This window comes from Flavobacterium album, from assembly GCF_003096035.1.
In the GTDB taxonomy this organism is placed as follows: Bacteria; Bacteroidota; Bacteroidia; order Flavobacteriales; family Flavobacteriaceae; genus Flavobacterium; species Flavobacterium album.
The window spans coordinates 1,512,329-1,535,304 of record NZ_CP029186.1; the positions used below are offsets into that span (position 1 = coordinate 1,512,329).

The 22,976-nt window shown below is 46.1% G+C and carries 14 protein-coding genes; 5 read left to right on the top strand and 9 right to left on the bottom strand.

Translation table 11 applies throughout. The features are described from left to right. The first annotated feature begins 229 nt into the window (after positions 1-229). The 3 genes from HYN59_RS06615 (at position 230) to HYN59_RS06625 (ending at position 11,102) form a co-directional block, all read left to right on the top strand. Positions 230-9,298: a choice-of-anchor L domain-containing protein gene (locus tag HYN59_RS06615; protein ID WP_108777522.1), complete on the top strand. Its 9,069-nt coding sequence runs from the start codon at positions 230-232 to the stop codon at positions 9,296-9,298. 230 nt (positions 9,299-9,528) lie between these two features. Further along, entirely contained in the window at positions 9,529-10,521 is a 993-nt protein-coding gene (locus HYN59_RS06620; RefSeq protein WP_108777523.1) for a PorP/SprF family type IX secretion system membrane protein, read from the top strand. 65 nt (positions 10,522-10,586) lie between these two features. Then, positions 10,587-11,102 carry a gamma carbonic anhydrase family protein gene (locus HYN59_RS06625; protein ID WP_108777524.1) on the top strand — a complete coding sequence of 172 codons (516 nt, stop codon included), beginning with the start codon at positions 10,587-10,589 and terminating at the stop codon, positions 11,100-11,102. 2 nt (positions 11,103-11,104) lie between these two features. Here the strand turns inward: HYN59_RS06625 and murI are convergent, their stop codons facing one another. The 8 genes from murI to HYN59_RS06665 all read right to left on the bottom strand — a co-directional run bounded on the left by murI (position 11,105) and on the right by HYN59_RS06665 (position 19,507). Further along, positions 11,105-11,887, bottom strand: a complete 783-nt coding sequence (gene murI / locus HYN59_RS06630) for a glutamate racemase (RefSeq protein WP_108777525.1) — start codon at positions 11,885-11,887, stop codon at positions 11,105-11,107. 65 nt (positions 11,888-11,952) lie between these two features. Then, positions 11,953-12,462, bottom strand: a complete 510-nt coding sequence (locus HYN59_RS06635) for an OmpH/Skp family outer membrane protein (protein WP_108777526.1) — start codon at positions 12,460-12,462, stop codon at positions 11,953-11,955. 44 nt (positions 12,463-12,506) lie between these two features. Next, a complete protein-coding gene (locus HYN59_RS06640) occupies positions 12,507-13,655 on the bottom strand; it encodes an OmpH/Skp family outer membrane protein (protein ID WP_108777527.1) in 1,149 nt (382 codons plus the stop codon). Positions 13,656-13,692: 37 nt separating this feature from the next. Beyond that, positions 13,693-16,437 (bottom strand): BamA/OMP85 family outer membrane protein, encoded by a 2,745-nt coding sequence (locus HYN59_RS06645; protein WP_181369522.1) that lies wholly within the window; start codon positions 16,435-16,437, stop codon positions 13,693-13,695. Further along, a complete protein-coding gene (locus HYN59_RS06650) occupies positions 16,370-17,110 on the bottom strand; it encodes an undecaprenyl pyrophosphate synthase (protein WP_108777529.1) in 741 nt (246 codons plus the stop codon). Before HYN59_RS06650 ends, HYN59_RS06645 begins: the two co-directional genes overlap by 68 nt. Positions 17,111-17,112: 2 nt before the next feature. After that, positions 17,113-17,796: a type IX secretion system protein PorG gene (porG, locus tag HYN59_RS06655; protein WP_108777530.1), complete on the bottom strand. Its 684-nt coding sequence runs from the start codon at positions 17,794-17,796 to the stop codon at positions 17,113-17,115. Between the two features lie 155 nt (positions 17,797-17,951). Further along, on the bottom strand, positions 17,952-18,839 hold the full coding sequence (locus HYN59_RS06660; RefSeq protein WP_108777531.1) for an NAD kinase: 888 nt from the start codon (positions 18,837-18,839) through the stop codon (positions 17,952-17,954). A gap of 8 nt (positions 18,840-18,847) precedes the next feature. Further along, on the bottom strand, positions 18,848-19,507 hold the full coding sequence (locus HYN59_RS06665; protein ID WP_108777532.1) for a CBS domain-containing protein: 660 nt from the start codon (positions 19,505-19,507) through the stop codon (positions 18,848-18,850). A gap of 97 nt (positions 19,508-19,604) precedes the next feature. On the opposite strand from HYN59_RS06665, the gene HYN59_RS06670 reads away from it, so the two are divergent. Then, positions 19,605-20,318, top strand: coding sequence for a pyridoxine 5'-phosphate synthase (locus tag HYN59_RS06670; RefSeq protein ID WP_108777533.1), 714 nt, complete (start codon positions 19,605-19,607; stop codon positions 20,316-20,318). A 1-nt stretch (position 20,319) separates the two neighbouring features. Next, a complete protein-coding gene (locus tag HYN59_RS06675) occupies positions 20,320-21,084 on the top strand; it encodes an alpha/beta fold hydrolase (protein ID WP_108777534.1) in 765 nt (254 codons plus the stop codon). Between the two features lie 186 nt (positions 21,085-21,270). Here HYN59_RS06675 and HYN59_RS06680 read toward each other — a convergent pair whose 3' ends face one another. After that, positions 21,271-22,872 carry a hypothetical protein gene (locus HYN59_RS06680; protein ID WP_108777535.1) on the bottom strand — a complete coding sequence of 534 codons (1,602 nt, stop codon included), beginning with the start codon at positions 22,870-22,872 and terminating at the stop codon, positions 21,271-21,273. Positions 22,873-22,976 lie beyond the last annotated feature (104 nt).

Consider the following 22,976-nt stretch of genomic DNA (forward strand, 5'->3'; position numbering starts at 1 on the left):
TGTAAAAAAACTTCATAAAGCAGGTAGGGTAAATTTCGCTTAAAATGTTATTCCTAACATTTGCCCTTTACGGCGCTTTTTTTTGTAATAAATTCAAAGAAATTTGTGATTATTTTATATTTTAAAGCGAAACTATTATTGAATATTTATATTTGGTTCGTTATAGATTTAATTATTTATTCAGGATAATTTAAAGCCTGTAGCGCTGCACTGACAAATAAACTGCTATATGAGAAAACTACTACTAATTTTATTTTTGGCTTTAGGAACGCTTACTGCAACCGCGCAGTCCAACATAAGCGTGTTCAGCACCAATCCAACCAATGCCTATGTTCAGGGAGATGTGCTTACCTACACGGTTATGGTGACCAATACAGGCCCACAGCCGGCCCTGAATGTCCTTGTCTTTATGGCTATCCCACCGGATATCCCTATGCCTCCCGGGATCATGAAATTCTGGTGGACTACCAGCCTTGAGAGTCCGACGATTGTGCATAGCAATGTGAACCTGAGCCATACGATCCCGACTTTAGCGGTGAACCAAACGGTTACTTATACTATAAATATAAGGATACCGAGCGATTATGAGCAGGAGTTGCAGGATGTGAGGGTTACCTATGCCACACGTTCTGACTTGGAGGTTATAAACACCAACAACCAGGATAATTACGTGCCGGGATCAACGTCGGTATACACAGTTACGGTTACCAACCACGGCCCGGAAGATGCTACACTTGTAAGGGTGTTAGAGTCTATCCCTGCCGGTATAACCAATTTTTCATGGACAGGGAGCAATGGCTCTTCGGGAACTAACGCGCCTTTGAATAACCTGATCAACACCCTGCCTGCCGGCGAGACGGTTACCTATACAGTTACGTTACAGGTTCCTCCCACGTTTACAGGGAATTTAACCACACAGGCAAGCCTTAACGTTTCGGTTACCGACCCTACGCCGGGCTGTACGCAGTGTACCGATACGGATGCGCCGAATTCAGCCAACCTTGTAGTGCAGAATACAAACAATCAAAATAATTACCTTCCGGGCCACGACTCGGTTTACACGCTTACAGTAACCAACACCGGCCCTTATGCGGCATACAATGTCAACGTAGCCAATGCTATCCCTGCAGGTATAACGCAGTTTTCATGGAGCGGCAGCAACGGCTCATCCGGCACGAATACTAATTTGCAGGATACCATAGCCTCCCTTGCTATGGGTGAAACAGTTACTTATACTATAACATTGTCTGTCCCGGCAAATTATACAGCGCCTTCCATCATCAGCGAAGCAGTTGTAAGCAGCTCTTCGGATTCTGATTTTGCGTGTACCGCCTGTATTGATACGGATACAGCACCGAATGGTCCAAATGTTACGATAAACCTTAATGATGGGCAGGAATTTTATACGCCTGGCCCGGGCAACTCTTTAGTATATACTCTGGTAGTTGCGAATGACGGCCCGGGGGACGCAACAAATATAGAGGTCGATTTTGGTTTTGACCCAGCCTCTACAGGTGCCCCGATAAGCTGGACCTCTACACAGGGTGGCTCCGGGTCGGAAACCGGCACAGGCCAGCTTCCGATTGAGACCATACCGCTTTTAGCCGAAGGGCAAAGCATAACCTATACTATCACCGCAGGCCCATGGCCGGATGCTTATACCGATCCTATAACTGCCGGGGTAAGCATCAATGTAGGCACTGTGCCTGCTACGGTACATTGCATCCGCTGTTCGGATACCGATGTTGCCGAATATGCGGATTTTACAGTAACCAATACCAATAACCGGGATTATTACCTTCAGGGCGGCACATCAACATATACCGTTACCGTAACCAATAACGGCCCTGCTGCGGCAGAAAATGTTCATGTATCCAATGCTGTACCGGCAGGGATAACCGCATTTTCGTGGACCGGCACCAATGGTTCTTCAGGTACGAATACCGCGCTGGATGATACCATTGCATCGCTTGCGTCAGGCGAAACAGTAACGTATACTATTACGCTTACGGTGCCTGCTGCTTATACGGGCAACCTTGTGAGCCAAACAGCGGTAACATCAGACACACCGGACCCAACTCCGGGATGTACCGCATGTACCGATACCGACCTTCAGGCGGCATCGGCAGATATAGTAACGACAAAAACACTGGCAGGCGGTACAACCTACACTGCGGGTACCGATGCTGTTTATACCATAACGGTACACAACAACGGCCCTTCGCCGGCGCTCAATGTGTCGGTGCAGGATATGGTGCCTGCAGGCCTTACAGCGGCTAATGCATCATGGACCGGCAGCAACGGAACAAGCGGTACCGGTAACCTTACCGATGTTATAGCGCTGCTTGCGGTAAACCAAACGGTAACCTACAACTTTACGATACCGGTACCGAGCAATTTCAGCACCACAACCAATATTGTGAACACGGTGAGCGTAACCAGCCCAACTCCGGATCCTGTTCCGGGATGTACAGCCTGTACGGTTACGGCAACCCCTGCTCCAAAAGCCAACCTGGTAACACTGAAAACAGACGGGAAGGATAAATATATTGCCGGTGAACAAAATACTTATACAATAACTGTATCCAACCCGGGGCCAAGTGATGCTTATAATGTACATGTTACCGACCCGAAACCTATTAACATAGCAGTCATGTCATGGTCCGGAAATAATGCCGGCGGTACAGGGCTGATGGAAAATTATATTAATGTCCTGCCGGCAGGGGAGAGCGTAACCTACACCGTTACGATAACCATACCGGACAATTATGTAGCTACGACGTACTTACTGACAAATACCGTAACAGTAACGTCTGACACTCCCGACCCTGTGCCCGCATGCTTTGGCTGTACCGACAGCGATACGCCCCGCGGTAATTTTGTAACAGTATCGCAGGACCAGTATTCTGTAGAGGAGCTGGTGAGGGACGTACTCATCGATATTCAGTGTGTTGAAATTTCAAATATTACATCGAGCACCGGCCCCAACAATGCGGGTATCGGCTACTTCGAAAGGAACAACTCTACGTTCCCCGTAAAAAGCGGTATCATCCTGCAAACAGGAAACTGTATGCAGGCAGGGGGGCCAAATACCAATGCACCGCTGAGCACAGGTAACTGGGGCGGCGATGCGCAGCTTCTCAGCTACATACAAAGTATAGGGTTTGACCCCGGAATCAGTAGTTATAACGATGTTTCAAAAATAGAATTTGATTTCGTGCCGCTGTCGACAACAATGAGTTTCGACTTTGTTTTCGCATCAGAAGAATATGGTGATTTTCAATGTAGTTATTCAGATGCTTTTGCATTCTTCCTGACCAATACGAGCACAGGTGTTACGACAAACCTTGCCCTGGTGCCGTCTACAACCACGCCTATTGCGGTTACGACAATCCGGAATGCTGCTTACAATAGCGGATGTAACTCCCAGAACCAGGCCTACTTTGGGGCTTTCTATGGTGAGACCGCTACGGCGCCGGCAGCTGTAAATGCACCTATAAATTTTGACGGGCGGACGGTACTTATGACGGCATCCTCTACTGTGGTATCTGGCCAGAACTATCACATTAAGCTTGTAATTGGCGACAGGAACGATAATGCCTGGGACTCGGCTGTATTCCTTGCGGCAGGTAGTTTTGATATAGGGCAGCCGGAGCTTCCGGACGACCTTACCGTTGCGACAAGCACTGCGCTTTGCGATGGTGAAAGCTTTGTACTTTCGCCTGTAGTAACGGGTAGTGTGCCATACAGCTATAAATGGGAAAAGGACGGGGAGCTTATCCTGGATGGTAGCGGCAACCCGGTAACCACTTCAACATATACGGTTACAGAGCCGGGCGTATATACCCTGCTTGCCAGTACTCCTGCATCGCCCGACTGTAATATCAGGGAAAACATCCTGATAGAGTTTTATGCCTCTGATGATGCGAACGACCCTAACGACCTTAGCGTATGTGGAGACGGCGACAATACGGCTATCTTTAACCTTGAAGATAATACAGATGTGATGCTGTCTGGCTTTGCCGACCCTATTTTTTACGAGGTTTATTATTACCATAGCATGGAGGAGATCGAAAATGACGATCCGAATATCCTGTTTCCTGCCAATTATGAAGGTACCGATGGCGAACAGATATATGCTATGATACAGCGTTATGATAACGATTGCAAATTTTTCAGGACTTTCAACCTGCATATTTTAGACTGTAACGTGCCGCTTAATGCGCCGCAGACAGTTCATATATGTGAGGACGCGCCTTATGATAATCTTGAGATATTCGACCTTACCAGCCAAAATGACCAGATGATGGCACAGTTGGATGACCCTTCAATTTATACGGTAACCTACCATCACAGCCAGGCGGATGCGACAACAGGGGAAAATGATATTTCGGACCCACAGGCCTATCCGGGAACTACCGAGACAATCTACGTAAGGGTGCAGCAAACCGATAACGCATTGGCTTACGGTACAACGTATTTCGACCTTATCGTTACGCCACAGCCTTTCTTTGAAGACCTTGAAGATGTGGAGATCTGCGATAGCTATGTATTGCCTGTTTTCGAAGAAGGTGATTACTATACAGAAGCCGACGGACAGGGCACGATACTTGCCGATGGCACAGTGATAACCACATCGCAAACCATATACAGGTACCAAAATAATGGTACAGACCCGTACACGTGTACTTATGAGAACAGCTTTGATGTAATCATAAATCAGACACCGGTTGTAGATACCCCTGCAAATGTTGAGGTTTGTAGCAGTTATGTGCTTCCGGCACTTACTACAGGCGAGTATCACGATGCGGCGAACAACGTTATCCCGGCAGGTACAGAGATCACATCAACACAGGATATAACCATCAGCGCCCAGACGGGTACCAATGTTATATGCTCGGATTCGCACACATTTACAGTAAAAATAAACAATGCACCGGTACTGGCTGCAGCCACTCCGCTCGAAGTTTGTAATGATGATTTTGACGGTATGGCGGTATTCAACCTGCTCCCGGCAGGTGCTGAAGTAGTGAATGGAGCAAATAACCTTACGATAACCTACCACTTTACGTTGGAAGATGCGCAAAATAATACCGGTATTATCGACACGCCGTCTGCATATAACAGTGCGCCGGGAAGTGCATTTATAAGAGCTGTAGAAACGGGCACTACCACCAATTGTTATGCTGTGGAAGAAGTACAGCTTATCATCCACCCAAGGCCTGCAGTACCTGAGGTGAGCAACTACGTGGTTTGTGATGATAACAATTCACCGGACGGTGTTGAATTCTTTGACCTGACTACAAAAAATACCGAAGCCACGAACGATCCTCAAGCTACTGTATCTTACTATACATCGCAGGCAAATGCAGAGGATGGCGTGGAACCGATTGCTGATGATACCAACTACCAAAGTGGTAATGCGCAAATTTGGGTAAGGGTAGAAAGCGACTTTGGCTGCTACAGTGTGTCATCTTTTGAACTGGTGGTAAACCCGCTTCCGCTGGTAGCTACCAACCTGGAGCCACGTTATGCCTGCGAAGAAGAGCCGGGCCAGGGGTTATTTGACCTTTCCGAAATAGATGAGCTTATCACCATGGGCGCATCGGGCGTAACAGTTGCCTACTATGCAAGCCTTGAAGGGGCACAGCAGGGAGGCGATGAATACCTGTCTTCGCCATTGCTTTCGGGCACAACGACAATTTATGCCAGGATAGTGGACGTTATCACAGGATGTAAGGTAATAGGTACGGTACAGCTGGAAGTGCTTCCTGCACCGATAGCCCCAGCTATTGCGCCAATTGAAGAGTGCGACCCGAACAATGACAATGTAACCGTTTTCAACCTTAACCCTGTGCTGGAGCAGATCGAGGCACAGCTTGGAGGAACCGTTACGGCTATACCATTTGAGACCTATAATGATGCATTTTACGATGCATTGAATAATATTATAGTAAATACGGGAGCTTATACGAATGTTGAGGCCTATACTACAAATGGCGTTCAGACATTATATATAAGGGTAGAATCATCGCAGACCTCATGTTTCGACATAGCAGAGGTGCAGCTGATCGTTCGTCCGGTACCTGCAGTTACCGAGCCGGAGCCTTATGCGCTTTGCGATAATGGTGAGAATGATACTGATGGTAAGGCAATCTTTGACCTGACAACGTTGGAAGAGACGCTATTGAGCGGGCAGGATCCGGCACAGTTTACCGTGACATTCTATAAAGAAACAGTAGGGGATATCCCTACACCTGCAAGCTATAACAGCGCAACTGATACGATTCATGGAAGAGTGACCAACAATGCTACCGGCTGCTTTAAAGAAGTGGATGTAGAGCTTATAGTGAACCCGCTTCCTGTAGCTAATAACCCTGCTCCTTATACGCTTTGCGACCTGAATGCGCCGGGCGATGAGATCGAGGTGTTCGACCTTACTACGAAAATACCTGAGATTATAGATTTGCAGGACGGGATCAATGTAACATTCTTTAAAAACTATGATGATGCGGTGGCAGGAACAGGGGCAAGCCAGATTCTTAACCCGGAAACATACACCAATGCAGCAGCAGTTGAGACAATATTTGTAAGGGTGGAGCTGGAAGAAACCGGCTGCTACAGGATCGTGCTGCTGGATGTAAGGGTAGAGCCTGTACCGGTACTGGTAATGCCGACAGATGATGAACTTACGGTTTGCGACACTACCGGCCTTGGCTTTGGCGAATTCGACCTTGAAGCCCTTGTAGAAGACATGGTAAGCAACGGCCCGAACCTAGTGGTGACATTCCATACTACCTTCCAGGATGCGGTAGACGGCAACAACCCGATAACGGAGGACCTTGCGAATTACCATAATGTAAATGCCGGTATGCAGTATTTATATGTGAGGGTACAAAATACCGTAACAGGATGTGTAAGGCAGGAACCGTATATGATAACCCTGGTTGTGGAACCTGCACCACAGGCGCCGGAAGACCTGGAAGACCTTGTGCAGTGTGATGACCAGGATAACAACGGGCAGGATGGCAAAGCGTATTTCGACCTAACGGTTCAGGATGCGATTATCCATGCAGCCCTTAATACTACGCCGGACACGCTTACAATACATTATTTTGTTAGCGAGGCTAACGCAAATAATGGCGTACCAAGGATAACCAATCCGTCGCATTATTACGGTACCGATGGACAAACGATATGGGTAAGGGTAGAAACACCGGATACCGAATGCTTTAGCGTGACCAGCTTCCAACTGGAACTGAACAAGCCATTGCTGCTTACCACCCCAACAATCCTGGCAGTTTGTAACGAGAGCCTGACTGCTCCTGATGGTACTTATATAGGAAATGACGGCATAGCGCAGTTTGACCTTACAACTAAAGATGATGAAATTCTTGGCCAATTTGGAATAGGCCAGGGGATGACGGTAACGTATTTTGAGATCGACCCTCGTGTTGACCCAACAGCACTGCCTATTGACAACCCTGAAGCGTATACCAACCCCGTGCCACCGGCAGGTAATCCTAAAACATTGTATGTAATGGTTACCACACCGGAAGGCTGTAAGAGCTATACCACGCTTACCATTAAAGTGCTTCCGCTTCCGGTGCCGGACGAAAATCCGGATCCGCTAATACTATGCGATGTAAACGGTTCACCGGACGGACAGGAGATATTTGACCTTACCGAAGCTGCTGCAGACATAAGGAATAACGATGCTACGATGGTGCTGACCTATTATACTACAGAAGAAGATGCTAATAACAGGCAGAACCAGATAACGAACATTACGGCCTATAACAGCGGCAATGCTACGATATGGGTGAGGGCAGAGGCCAATACCGGCAATGCTTCCGACCCTGTATGTTACCAGGTAGTATCATTTGAGTTGATCGTTAACCCGCTTCCTGCGCTTGGCGTGGCAGGCGTGATACCGCCGTATGCGATATGCGAGCAGAATACAGACGGTATAGCGACCTTCGATTTCAATACCCATATGGATGAGATACTTGGAGCGGATGCTAACCCTGATGATTATACGGTTACCTTCTTTAGCAGTATGGCAAACATGGGCAATAACATAGCTATGCCTTACGTTTATACCAATACAAGCTCACCTAACCAGCAAAACATATTTGTACAGGTGGTGCGTAACGATACCGAATGTGAGACCTGGGCGCCGCTTACCCTATTGGTAGAAGAAGCTGCGACAGCCAATCCGGTAACTGAAACGTTCTTTGAATGTGATTATGACGGAACTAACGATGGCGTGTTCACGTTCGACCTTACCCGTGCCGATGACGATGCGCTTGGTACACAAAACCCTGCCAGTTATAGCGTAACATACTATACTACGCAGGAAGATGCCGAAGCAGGTACTAATGCTATAGCCAACCCAACGGCTTACCAAAACGTTGGCTCGCCGGATTACCAGATGATCTGGGTAAGGGTGACCAACGAATCTACTGTAAGTGGCTGCCACGAGGTAACTTCGCTCGAATTGTTTGTAGAGCGCATACCGGAGCCGGAGCTAACTACCGACCACACGACGGTTTGTATTGATTTTGTGACTAACGAACCGGTACGCCTTGCTACCATAGATTCAGGCCTTGATGCTACTCATACTTTTGTATGGTACCACGATGGCGCTATAATGGCAGATGAGGCCGGCCCAACCATTACTGTAGGGCAGCCGGGAAGCTATACTGTGGTTGCTACCAGCCCTACAGGCTGTGTATCTGATCCTATAGACGCGATGGTGATAGAGAAGAGCGGTCCTGCAAGCTCAATAAATGCTGATGGCTATGTTACCGGCAACCCGTTTGGCGATGACCAGGTGATCACGGTGCTGGTTCAGGGTTACGGCGAATACCAGTACAAGCTGGACAACGGCCCATGGCAGAATTCGAATGTGTTCGAGAACGTATCGGCTTACGTGAAGCATAATGTATATGTGAGGGATATAGCGACTGCCGATCCTTGTGACGACTTGGAGCTGGTGCTCGACCTTGAGGATGTGGCCGTGATCGATTATCCGAACTTCTTCACGCCGAATGGGGACGGCTACCATGATACCTGGAACATCTTCGGCCTTGATACCGATGAGAACAGGGATGCGAAGATTTATATCTTCGACCGCTTTGGCAAGCTGATGAAACAGATAAGCGCGGCAGGCGATGGATGGGACGGAACCTTCAATGGGCAAAACGTTCCGGCAACCGATTACTGGTTCACTGTAGAGTTTACGATAGGAGGCGAAAAGCGGGAATTTAAGGCCCACTTTGCGCTCAAGCGATAAGGAAAATTTGTAATTGTAGAGGTGCTGTCAGCAATGACAGCATTTTTACAATATTATTTTGATTAAATTACCAAACTAAGACAAAAATTTATATATTTGACCGCGAAGGAAAAATGCAGAAAAGGGAAAGATATGCAATGACAGGAATTTAGCTGTGTTGCAACAATCACCTGACAGTAACGTTCCGGAAATGGTTTGAAATGTCATCTCAATTAAACGATAAGGTTAACATGAATTTTAAAAAGATTTATCTAATTTTTGGATTGCTACTAGCGCAGGTATCTTTTTCACAGGAAGGTATTGCTGTTTATTCCGATTATCTGTCAGACAACTTGTACCTGCTGCACCCTTCAATGGCAGGAGCTGCAAACTGTGCCAAGATCAGGCTTACTGCCCGCCAGCAATGGTTTGGCCAAAGCGATGCACCACAATTGCAGACGCTTAGTTATAATGGTAGGATAGGCGACAGATCGGGTATTGGTATCATTGCCTTCAACGACAAGAACGGCTACCATTCGCAAACCGGTGCAAAACTTACTTATGCCCACCATATCCAGTTTTCAAGGAGCGATGACGATTTGAACCAGCTGTCATTCGGTATGAGCGCAGGCCTTATCCAGAGCCGCCTTGACGAAAGTGAGTTCGATCCTGAATTCGATCCTATCGTTGACGGTGGTATGAAACAAAAAGATTCGTATTTCAACATTGATATCGGTGCTTCGTATAACTACCTTGATTTCTTTGCACACTTTACCGTTAAGAACGTATTGGCCAGCAAAAGGGATATCTATACCGACATTGAGAGTGACAACCTTAAAAAATACTTGTTGAGCGTTGGTTATGTGTTCGGCCAGGAAGAAAGCCTTCAGTGGGAGCCATCAATCATGTTCCAGGCAGTTGACGAGACAAAAGAGAAAACCATCGACCTTAACCTTAAGGTGTATAAAGAAATGGATTTCGGAAGGCTCTGGGGCGGACTTTCATACAGGAGGAGCCTTGACGGCGCACAGTATGTTAGCGGTAACGGTACCAAAGACCAAAACCTTCAATATTTTACACCGATTTTAGGTATAAACTATAAAAACTTTATGTTTGCTTATACCTATTCTTACCTCACAGGAAACGTTAAGTTTGACAACAGCGGATTCCACCAGATAACACTGGGGATCAACCTGGCTTGTAAAAGGGAAAGATATCATTGTAACTGTCCTGCAGTTAACTAATTATAAAGTAGATATTATTAATTCCGTCCCGATAGTCACTTATCGGGACGATTTTTTTTACAGATATGGTTATAAAAGAAGTGAATGGGAAATATCCCCAGATACCCGAAGACTGCTTTGTAGCAGAGAATGCTACAATAGTAGGGGATGTGTCTCTTGGCTCACAATGCAGCGTTTGGTTCAATGCGGTGATAAGGGGCGACGTGAATTATATTAAAATAGGCAATAAGGTCAATATTCAGGACGGGGCAGTTATCCATTGCACCTACCAAAAGCACCCGACTGAGATTGGCAATAATGTTTCCATAGGGCATAATGCTATTGTGCACGGGTGTACGGTAAAAGATAATGTGCTTATAGGTATGGGGGTAATCGTGATGGATAACTGCGTTATAGAAAGCAACACCATTATTGCTGCAGGCGCGGTTGTTACCCAAAACACCGTAGTAGAATCAGGGACGATATATGCGGGCATACCTGCCAAAAAAGTGAAGGACATCAATGCTTCCGAGTTTGCAGGCGAGATAGGGCGTATTTCGAATAACTACGTGATGTATTCGTCGTGGTTTAAAGAAGAATAGCGCTAAAAGTCTTTTTGCTCAACGTTATATTTAGTGCCAAGGATCTCCTTCAGTACGGCCGGGTCGGCGTTAGTGTAAAATAAGGGTGTGCCCTTGTGCCCGGAAGTATTAAGCATATTATTGGCTTCGAGTATTTTTCTGGTATGCCTTGCCACAGCTTCGCCGGAGTCGATGATCTTTACGTGCGGGGGAAGTAGCTCCTTTATCTGCGGTACAAGGTACGGGTAATGGCTGCAGCCAAGCACCAGGTAGTCGATATTGGCTTCAATCATTGGGGCGAGGTACTCTTTCAGTAATTCTTTTATCTCATCCGATCCCAGCTTCCCATTCTCTATTAAAGCGACAAGGTTGTACCCCACCTGCTCCACGACATTAACGCCTGTAAAGCCCGAAACAGTTTTGTTGAACAGCTCGCTCGACAGCGTGCCTTTTGTTGCCAGTATGCCTATTGCATTGGTTTTGGTATGTATGGCTGCCGGCTTTATGGCAGGCTCAATGCCTATAAATGGCACATCATATTTTTCCCTCAGCTCTCTTATTGCATTTGTGGTTGCGGTGTTGCAGGCCACCACGATCAGTTTGCAGTTTTTCTCCAGCAGGTATTCGGTATTCTTGCAGCTCAGGGCAATGATCTCTTCCTTTGTTTTTTGGCCGTATGGGGCATTTTTGCTGTCGGCAAGGTAAATGGTGTCTTCTCCCGGAAGCAGGCTGTGGATCTCTTTCCAGATGGAAGTGCCGCCAATTCCCGAGTCAAACAATCCGATAGGGTCTGTGCTTTTATCCATAGTACAAAGATAAAAAAAACGGCCCAAAAAGAGCCGTTCCGGTAATATAAGGTTTCTAATGGGTATTAGAATCCAAGTTCTTTCTTAACGTCAGCAGTAAGGTCCGGGCCGTCAGCTACAAGAACGCCGCCGCCGTTTGATGAATCAAGTACATACTGGTAGCCTTTTGCTTTAGCAACTTTCTGGATAGCCGCTTTCGCTTTATCGATTATTGGCTTGTAGGTATCCTCCTGTTTTTGCTGAAGCTCTTTAGAAGCGCTCTGTTGATACTCCTGTATCCTTTTCTGCATGTCCTGAACTTCTTTGCTGCGGGTCTCGTTCACTGCCTCAGTCACAGTTGCAGCCTCTTTTTCATACTGCGCTACTTTCGTCCTGAATTCAGTAACCATCGCATTATAATCGGTATCATACGTTTTTGTAAGTTTCTCAAGCTGTGCATTCGCTGCTTTCATATCCGGCATAGCCGCCATAAGGTCGTTTACATTGATATGCGCTACTTTTGCCTGTGCAGAAACTGCCTGGCTCATTCCAACAAAAAGTATTGCAGCGATTAATAAAGATTTCATTTGTTTCATCGTCTAAGGTATTTAATTAATTTTTGTTTTTTGATGTTTCTTTTTTATTCCGGGTCATTCGTTTCTGATGGAGCTGCCGGCGTAGTTGTTGCCGGTTTCGTTTCCGCAGGCTTGTTCTTTTTATCTTCCCTTGCCTGTTTTGCGGCCTCCCTCTCTGCTTTTATTTGAGCTTTTCTCTCTTCTATTGCTTTTTTCTTATCAGCGATCTTTTGCTCACGCTCTGCTTTTGCAGCGGCGGCAGCACTTTGCTTATCGGTAGCAGCCGTGCCTTCTTCCGGCGTTTCATTGGCAGTAGTCTTCGCTTCCCTTTTGTTGCTTTCCGGTGCCGCATCGTCATCGCCCTCAGCAGGCTTGGAAGATGTTGCCGGAGTATCGGTTTTAGGCGTAGTGGCCTTCCCTGCCGGTTCTTTTTTTGCTACCGGTGCAGGAGGCGTAGTACCGTTCTTCTTTGCTTCCCTTTCCTGTTTCAGCTGCTCGCGCTTTGCTTCATATTCGGCTTTTTTGGCTTCCTGTGCTGCTTTTTTATCATCGATCAGCTTTTGGCGTGCCGCTTTCTTCTCATCCAGCTTGGCCTGCCTTTCAATTACATCAGAGTTGCTGTTGCGCTCTTCTTCATTTTCCTCCTGCTGCAGTTTTTTAAGCTGTCCTTTACTCATGGTTTCCTGTTTCGAGGCGCGCTCCATCCTTCTCAATACAAGGTCGCTTATATCGTGTTTGTTTGCTGCGAACAGCATGGTAAGGTCAGACGACTTGTCAAAAACAAAATCATATTTCCTTATCTCGGCAAGGTCCTGCACAATGGTGAATATCTGGTCCTGTATCGGCTTTACCAGCACCGATTTTTGGGTGATAAGGTCGCCGGTAGGGCCAAATTTCTTTTCCTGGAAATCCAGCAGCTCTTTTTCAAGATAGGCTATTTCTTCTTCCCTTTCCTCTATAAGCTCTTTGGTCAAAAGCGCCCTTTCTGCTTTCAGCCCATCAATAAGCTTGTTTATCTCGCCTCTTTTTACGTCAATTTCCTGTTTCCACTTTTGGGCTTTCTGCTCCAGTTGATTCTTTGCCTCGGCATAATCAGGCGCCTTGTCAAGGATGTAGTTCATATCGATATAAGCGATCTTTACACCCTTTGCACCCTGTGCGCCTGCTATAAGGCAGCTAAGGACAGTAACCAGTGTTAATAAGTATTTCTTCATAGCTATTTTACGTATTAGAAAATATCATGCCAATTTTTTAAAACTGCTGGCCAATGATGAAATGCGTTTCCCATCCGTTCTTTTGTGTCTGTCCGGGAAGCGGGTCGAATCCGTGGCCGAAATCTATTCCGAGTAAGCCAAATGCCGGCATAAAGACCCTTAAACCGAAACCTGCCGAGCGTTTAAGCGCGAATGGATTATAGCCTTTAAAGTCCGCATACGATGCACCTGCTTCAAGGAAGGTAAGCGCGTATATCGAAGCCTGCGATTTCAATGTGATTGGATAGCGCAGCTCCAGTGTAAACTTATTATATATCGTGGCGCCTATCTGTATTCCCGTTTTAGGGTCTATCGGCGATAACGACTGGTTCGGGTATCCCCTAAGCTGGATCACCTCACGGCCATCGAGCGCATAGTTGGCCATACCGTCACCACCCAGGTAAAACCTTTCAAACGGCACTAAGCCTCTGGCCGAGTTATACGAGCCCATATAACCGAACTCTCCCAAAGCACGCAGCACCAATTCATGCGATGGCGCACCTGCCAGCTTCGTATAGGCATCTGCCTTGAATTTAAATTTCCAGTACTCCAGCCAGTTGAACCTTTTCTGGTCATATTTTGATGCATTAACATCGGCTTCCTGATAAGTACCAACCGCTGTAGCGAGGCCTGTCACAGGATCTATCTTGTAATACTCATTTGCGCCTACATCGGTGCCCGGGATCTGTTGTCCTGTTTCGTTTTTCAGCTTATAGGCTTCCTGGTTCTTCAATCCTGCATAATCAATGCCGTTCACCAACGAATACGGGAACGTAGTCCTGAAGCTTGCGCTGAACAACGAACCATAGCTTGGATAGATAGGGTTGCGGCCCCTGTTATCCCTTGTAAGCTCAATTGTGTACGCAAGGTTTTTGGATGATCCGTTTCCAAAGGTAAACAATCCTGTGTTATAATTACTTAGTTCGTACAACTGGAACGTAAGCGAGTGCGACAACCTCATGTAATAATCCGGCTGGCTTAGCCTTTTCGACATACCCAAAGATATCGATTTAATTGTAAAGCTCTTCGACCTGTCTACGTCGCGGGAAGTGTAATTGTATAGGAATTGCTTACTGTGTGATAGCGACCCGAATACCTGTATCGGTTTTTTTCCTCCGAACCAGGGCTCTGTAAACGAAAGGCTGTAGGTTTGGAAATAGGTGCTTCCCTGTGCCCTTAGCGATAGTTTTTGCCCGTCACCCATAGGAAGTGGGTTATATGCATCTTTGTTGAATATATTTCGTATGGAGAAGTTATTGAACGATAACCCCAGCGTACCGATGAAGCCGCCACCGCCATAACCTCCCTGAAGTTCTATCTGGCTCGATCCTTTCTCTGTAACGTTCCATTCTATGTCTACGGTTCCCGTTGCAGGGTCAGGGTTTTGAACGTCAGGCTTAATGGTTTCCGGGTCAAAGAACCCAAGCGCACCAAGTTCGCGGATGGTGCCGATAACGTCTTCCTTATTCCATTTTTGCCCCGGCCTTGTGCGAAGCTCGCGGTAAATTACTTTATCATTGGTCTTATCATTCCCTACCACGCTTACTTTGTTGAAGTAGGCTATAGGTCCCTCTACAATGCGTATTTCGAAGTCGATAGTATCATTTGCGGTCTTAACCTCTACTGCGTTGATGTTCGAGAAAAGATAGCCGTTGTTCTGGTACAGGTTGGTAAGGTCGTCTCCGTCCGGTTTGGTAGGGTCGGCAATCCTTTTTTGCAGCATTACGCCATTATATACCTCACCTTTCTTGATACCTAATATCTGGTTAAGCTGTCCGTTGTTGTAAACAGTATTGCCCAGGTACTTGATCTCCCCAAAATAGTATTTTCTTCCCTCTTCTATATTTATCGCAATAGAAACCGTGTTCTTTTTCGGGTTGTATATTACGGTATCCGAGGTTACACGGGCATCGCGATAGCCTTTTTCTTTGTATTTGTCAACAATGCTGCCAAGGTCTTGCTTGTACTTGTCGGCAATGAATTTTGAAGGCTTAAAAATACGCAGCGGGTTGAGCGGGCTTTTGCGCTTGGTATTTTTCATGGCGCCGCGCAGCTGTCCGTCAGTAAGTTTTGTGTTGCCTTCAAAGTCAATGGCACTCACCCTCACTTTACTGCCACGGTCTATATTCACCACCATTTTTACGGTGTTGGTGCTGTCCGGTATTACATTAATGGCGACTTTGGTATTGTAATACCCGTCTTTCCTGTATTTGTTCTCAATGTAGTTTTTGGTGTTGGTAAGAAGGTTTTCGTTCACGATTTTGCCCTTATTAAGGTCGGTATCCTTTATAAGCCCTTCTATCTTGCCCTTCTTAACCCCTTTGATTTTTACATCGCTCAGTTTTGGCAGCTCATTCAGGTAAAGCTCAAGGTAAATGCTGTCCCCTACAACTTTATTCTGGTAAAAGTTAACATCGCTGAAAAGCCCGAGCCTCCACAGCTTTTTGATGGCGGCGCTTATTTCCTCGCCGGGAACGTGTATTGTCTGGCCTTTTTCAAGCCCGGTAAACGTTACAACAGTCTGTTCATTATAGCTTATCTTTCCCGATACAGTAATGTCGGCAAGTATATATTCCTTTGCCGATTCCAGGTTGCTCTCCTGGGCATTAGCCATATTGCCTGCCAATAATAAAATGCCGAAAAGTAATGTAATGCCCGTTCGGAGCATATTTGCCCTACTTAACTTGTTCGCTTGTTTTTCCAAATCTACGTTCTCTTTTTTGGTAACTGATAATTGCTTCATGAAGGTTTTTTTCCCTGAAATCGGGCCATAGCACCTCTGTAAAATAAAACTCCGCATAGGCAACCTGCCAAAGCAGGAAGTTGCTTATGCGCTGCTCCCCGCTGGTCCTTATTACAAGGTCTACATCCGGGAGGTCATGCGTATAGAGGTGTTGGCTAATAACAGCTTCACTGATATCAGCTATGTTTAATTGGTTATTTAGTGCTTTTTCGCTTATTTTCTTAACTGCCGAAACAATTTCTTCCCTTGAGCCGTAGCTAAGGGCAAGTGTAAGCGTCATGCGGGTATTGTTTTTTGTCTGCTCAGTTACATCAAGCAATTCCCTGCGGGCTCCATCCGGAAGCATATCCGTGTTGCCTATGGTATTGAGCTTTATGTTGTTCTTTTGGAGTGTAGGAAGCTCTTTTTTCAGGGAGCTCACCAACAGGTTCATCAGCATGTCTACTTCCAGTTTGGGCCTGTTCCAGTTCTCTGTCGAAAAAGCATACAGCGTAAGGTAACCTATGCCCAGCTTTGCGCAGCACTCTACTGTTTCGCGTACTGCCTTGGTGCCGTTCTCGTGGCCAAACATCCGGAGCATCCCTTTTTTCTTTGCCCAGCGGCCATTGCCGTCCATGATAATGGCAAGGTGCTTTGGGAGGTTCTCGGTATTTAAGGTAGTAGCTTTATCCATAGTTAATTTGAGCAATAGCAAGGCTTCTCGCCAAAAGTATAGGTTAGTGTGAAGCCGGTAAAAACATACCAGTCGTTGCTTTGCAGGTTTCCAAAGCGGTATTCCTGGTGGTCGCTGTTATTGCTCCCGTCCAGGTTATCGGTAAAGGTATATCGTGCGCCCACTTCAAATCCTAATATTAAGGTCTCTGTTATATTCGCTTTAATGCCCACGGTCATAGGTATGGCCAGGCCTCCCTTTGTATCTCCGTCATGTGTTTTGCCATTCAGGGTATTGATGTAAATATCGTCATACCAAAAATAGCTTAGCCCCCCATATACATAAGGAGTCATCTTGAAGCCGGATTCATGCAGGTTAAAGTCGAAAAAATTAAATTCAAGCCCTAAAGATAATTCTTTTACGCTATTTTCAAACTTATACCCACGTTCCTTCCTGCCGCTCACATCAGAATCCTTATCATCCGAAGTCAGCTTTCCGTAGGTGAACGAAGCCCTCCAGGAATGCCTTGGGCTGCGGTTCCATTTATATACTATCCCGAGTGCAAGGTCCTGGGGCGCAATATACTTTGTAGGGCCTACATCGCCTATATAATTAGCGCCTCCTGCAAAAATACCCAGCTCATTGATCTGGGCTTCACTGCGGAAAGATATAATGATTATTATTATAAAAAATACAGTCCTCTTCATTCTATAAAATTGGGTGCAAATATAGCAATATAGATTTCTAATCAGCCTTACATTAGATAATTTACACTCTTAAAATTGCATTAAATTAGCAACGCACAGACTTGAAAACGGAAGAAGTGCCCGTGTAGTATGCGTGCAGGATAAAATTATGGGTTTTAATTTCGCTTGTCTTCACCCCACAATAATTTTTTCCGCAGGGTGTCGGTGAATTTTTCTTCAGGAAATTCAACAAGGTTGATCTTAAAGCCGGTCTTTTTGATGCGGAGCGGGGTTTCCACATCCATAGAGATAATGCGCGAATCGAGCGATACCAGGTGTTGTTCCTCGCGGCTGCTTACTTTAAGCTCTATCTCTGTGTTGTCAGGTATTACCAGCGGGCGCGCATTCAGGTTGTGGGGCGCTATTGGTGTTATTACAAAACCGCCTACCTCAGGCATTAGCACCGGGCCGCCACAGCTCAGGGAGTAACCGGTAGAGCCGGTAGGGGTAGAGATGATAAGGCCGTCTGCCCAGTAAGAGTTCAGGTATTCACCGTTCAGCTTGGTCTCTATGGTAATCATCGAGGTCGTGTCCTTACGGCTGACGGTCACCTCGTTAAGCGCAAAATTAAGCCCATCCGACAGTGAGTCGGTTTTGCTGTCATAGTCGAGCGAAAGCAGTGTGCGTGAGGATAGCGTGTATTTGTTTTCAAAAATAAGCGGCAGGAGGTGCTCAATATTTTCCTGCTGTACTGTAGCCAGGAAGCCAAGCCGCCCCGCATTGATGCCCACCAGCGGAATGTTTTTGTCGCGCACATAGGTAGCGGCGCGCAGCATCGTGCCGTCGCCCCCTATGCAGATCAGCATATCGAATCCGTTCAGCTCGTCATGATCTGTAAATACAGGATAGGACCTGCCGTCAAGCAGTTCCTTTTCGGTCAGTACATTATAGAAGTTGGATTCAATGGCAACTTCCGGATTATAATTGTCGAAAACCGCCAGCACCTTGTCGATGATCTCTTCGGTATTGTCTTTATAATATTGCCCGTAAACTGCTATTTTCATGATAAAGCTTAAATATTCAGGTACTTGTCCAGGTAGTCCGACCGGTCTTTCAGGGTGTTAAGGTAAGCGTCTTCCTGGTGCTCCGAAATGATTTCGTAATTGTAGCGCCTGAATGTCTGGATAATCTCGCTAAGGCCTCCAAGGCTTATCTTCAGGGTGATCTGTACTTTTTCGGTGTTGGCTTCAGAGATAAAGAATCCCAGCAGCCTGCCGTTGTTGCTTTCCACGATCTGTGCCACCTCGCTCATGCTGTAGTCCAGCGTGCCTTTTTCTACTACAAGTATGCCGCCCTCTTCTTTAAGGAACGGGGTCTGGTGGAACATGGTGATGATATCGGTAATCTCGTAATAACCAAGGTATTTGTTGTCGTTGTCAAGCACCGGCAGGAGGTTGGTCTCGTTCTTCGCAAAAACCTCAAGCACATCCAGCCATATCGTGGTATCGCGCACAAAAAACCGCTCAAAGTTATAGCGAAGGTCTGCCATTGTTTTTTCAATGTCCATAAGTTCCGTATCTTCAGATCCGGCACACCCAACATATACGCCTTCTTCCAAAACGGGGAAAAAAGAGAACGGGTATTCGGCAAACAGGTCCTGTGCAACGGCAACACTGTCAGAAATACGCAGGGGCTTTACTGTGTTGCTAATGAAATCGGTGATATCGGTCATGGGCTAATACTAAATATTATGCAAAATAATCAAAAATAAGGACATTCTGCCTTTTTAACTTTGTATTTTTGTATGAAAAAGCATACTTAACAAAGATATGGCAAAATTAAGCGTAAACATAAATAAAATAGCGACCCTGCGCAATTCAAGGGGTGGCAATGTGCCCGACCTGCTCAAGGTTGCTGCCGACGTACAAAAATTCGGCGCACAGGGCGTAACCATACACCCGAGGCCGGACGAAAGGCACATCCGCTACCAGGATGCCCGCGACCTCGTGCCTGTGGTATATACCGAATATAACATTGAAGGCAACCCGGTAAAGAAATTTATCGATCTCGTTTTGGAAACAAAACCAACTCAGGTTACCCTGGTGCCCGATGCCGACGATGCGATAACCTCTAATGCGGGATGGGACACCCTTAAGCACAAAAGCTTTTTGCAGGAAGTGATAGCCGAGTTCCAACGCAACGGCATCCGTACTTCTATATTTGTAGATCCGGTACTTAAAATGGTGGAAGGCGCAAAGGAAACCGGTGCCGACAGGATCGAACTGTACACCGAAGCATTTGCCCACGAATACGGCCTTGGTAATATGCAGGGCATAAAACCGTATACCGATGCCGCTTCGATGGCCAATGATCTTGGTCTCGGTGTTAATGCCGGACACGACCTAAGCCTTGATAATATAAAGTTCTTTAAAGAGAATGTGCCGGGCTTGCTTGAAGTTTCCATAGGGCATGCGCTCATAGCGGAATCCTTGTATCTGGGATTGGAGAACGTCATCAATATGTATTTGCAAAAACTAAAATAACATGCTGCACTCAAGAATAGAGGGCGAAGGGAAGCCTTTGCTCATCATACACGGGTTTTTAGGCACGTCGGATAACTGGAAAACCCTCAGCGGGCAATATGCGGCTAACGGTTTCCAGGTGCATGCGCTGGATATGCGCAACCACGGCAAAAGTTTCCATTCAAACGATTTTACGTATGCCGATATGGTGCAGGATGTAGTGGACTATTGCAATGGGCATCAATTGGCTAAAGTGGATATCATAGGGCATTCGATGGGAGGGAAGGCAGCCATGTTCTTTGCGGTGCAGTATCCGGAAAGGGTTGACAGGATCGTTATTGCCGATATAGGGCCAAAATACTACCGCCCCCACCACCAGGATATATTGGCAGGGCTTAATGCAGTTGATTTTACTGTAAAGCCAGAACGCAGCGATGTGGAGGCGATATTAAGCAAATATATCGATGATGCCGGTACGCGCCAGTTCCTTATGAAAAACCTGTACTGGAAAGAGCCGGGGCAGCTCGCTTACCGTTTTAATCTTCCTGTGTTCAATGAAAAGATAGACAACATCGGGCAGGCATTGCCCGAAGGCAGCCATTATGATGGGCCAACGCTTTTTCTCAGGGGAGACAAATCAGCCTATATCAGGGATCAGGATTTTGCACTGATAAAAAAGCATTTCCCTAATGCCGATATAAAAACCATCACCAATTCGGGACACTGGCTCCATGCCGAAAATCCTAAGCAATTTATGGAGGAGACGCTTAGTTTTTTAACTACTTAAGCTCATATCCCGCTAATAGATCGAAGTGAGCGATTTCATGATATTATTAAACGCCAAAGGTTTTCAAAACCTTTGGCGTTTTAAGTTAGTCAAGATATAGGATGACAGTGCGTATATAAATCCTCACCATTCACGTTCAGAATAATCTGTAATCCTGCCTGCCGGAGGACAGGTTCACAGCAAAAATCATTTCTTCTTCTTTTCATTCTTCTTCTCCATCTTCTTACTTGCAATTTTTGCTACGGGCTTGGGCAATACCGTCTGTGTGAGCCCTTCCTGCACAAACCGCCACAGGAAATTGAAAACAGATTTATCCTTGCCGCGGTCTACACCAATGTGAACTTCCTTCAGCTTGCCTTTGGTGTCGTCTTTTACCAGCAGGTTGCCAATGGCAGTAACCAGCTTTTTTTTCTTTTTAAGGTCATCTTTATCGTAGATGTCTACTTTCAGGTCGTCATATCTTATCGCAAAATCACCGGTACCCCTGTCCCGGTTGCCGTTGAAGGTAAAGTAAACCTCGTTAAGGTCGCCCGAAGTGGTGACGTTCATTAATGGCTTCGACACAGGATTCACCTCCTCGCTCCGGATGTCCTGCAGGTGGCCTTTTATGGTAAACGAATCGCTTACATCGAGTGTATTGAACGACCAGTTCACTTTCAGCGGTGTCGACTTCATGAACAGGCATTGCGCATCTATAGTGGTTACCGGTAGTTTTTTCTTGCGTACCGGGCTGTAAATATTCGATACCGTGGCATAGAATTTCGAGAACGAGACTTTTGCCGGCGGCCTTTTAAAGTCGATCTGCTCCTCGTAGGTGATCAACGAATTTTTCAGCAGCAGCTTATCCACCTTCAGGTCGAATTTCAGGCTGCGCAGCATTTCGCTGTATAGCTTCTTACGGGAAAGATCGTCTTTAGGCAGTTTGTTCCGGTAAATATTGGCATTCACTTTTTCGAGCGCTATTTCAGGCGAATGCACGTATAGCGTATCCCTGAAGAAACCCCAGTCGGCATTAGGTACATTTATCTTTTCGGCCACAATGGCAAACTGGTCTTTCTCCTTCGGCATCATTTTCGTGAATTGCACACGGTCCTGTTTGGGCACCAGCTTAAAATTATTTATAGCAATAGTGCTGTCGGTAGAGGCCAGTTTGCCGGCCGTGATGTTGTAAAAACCATCTACCCGGTAAAAAAGGCTGTCGCAGCTAAAGTTGTAATCCCGGTACCGCACGGGGATATTCTGGTCGAGCGTAACGCTGTCAATCTTTATGTTAATGAGGTTAAAGTCGATGTTGGAAGCTTTTAATATAAAGCCCTTCAGGGTGTCCAGCATTTTAAAGTTGCCGTGCCGTATCTCGAGGCTGCCCGTAGTTATGGCATTTTTAAAAGGCTTCAGGTCTTCGTTGGTGTCGTATTTCTTTTTTCGGGGATAAAGCGTTACTTCCGGTGTGTCTATAATTACTTTCTTTACCTTGATACGGTTGTCCTTCAGCAGGGCCAGTATATCGAAATGCTCTACTGATATCGACTTTATTTTCCCAAAAGCACCTTCCTGTAATTTTACCTCAAGACTGTCTTTCGGCGCTATGTAGGCGTTTTTCATTGTAAAGCTGCCGCTCAGCACATCGATATCCAGGTCTTCGTAGCTCACATTATAAGGGAAGTCTTTTTCATTGCGTATGATGGAGGGCAGTTTTTTGCTCACCCAGTAGCTAAGGCCGAAGTTAGCCACGATAAGGAGCAGCAAAAGTATGAGAATGCCAACCGCTATTTTTTTTAATGCCTTCATTATTCATTGATTATGATGTAATGTACTACAATTATGGTGCAGGCCGAAGCGATTTATGTTTTAATTAACCTCGCCTGCAAAAGGATGCTTATTTTCTAAAAATG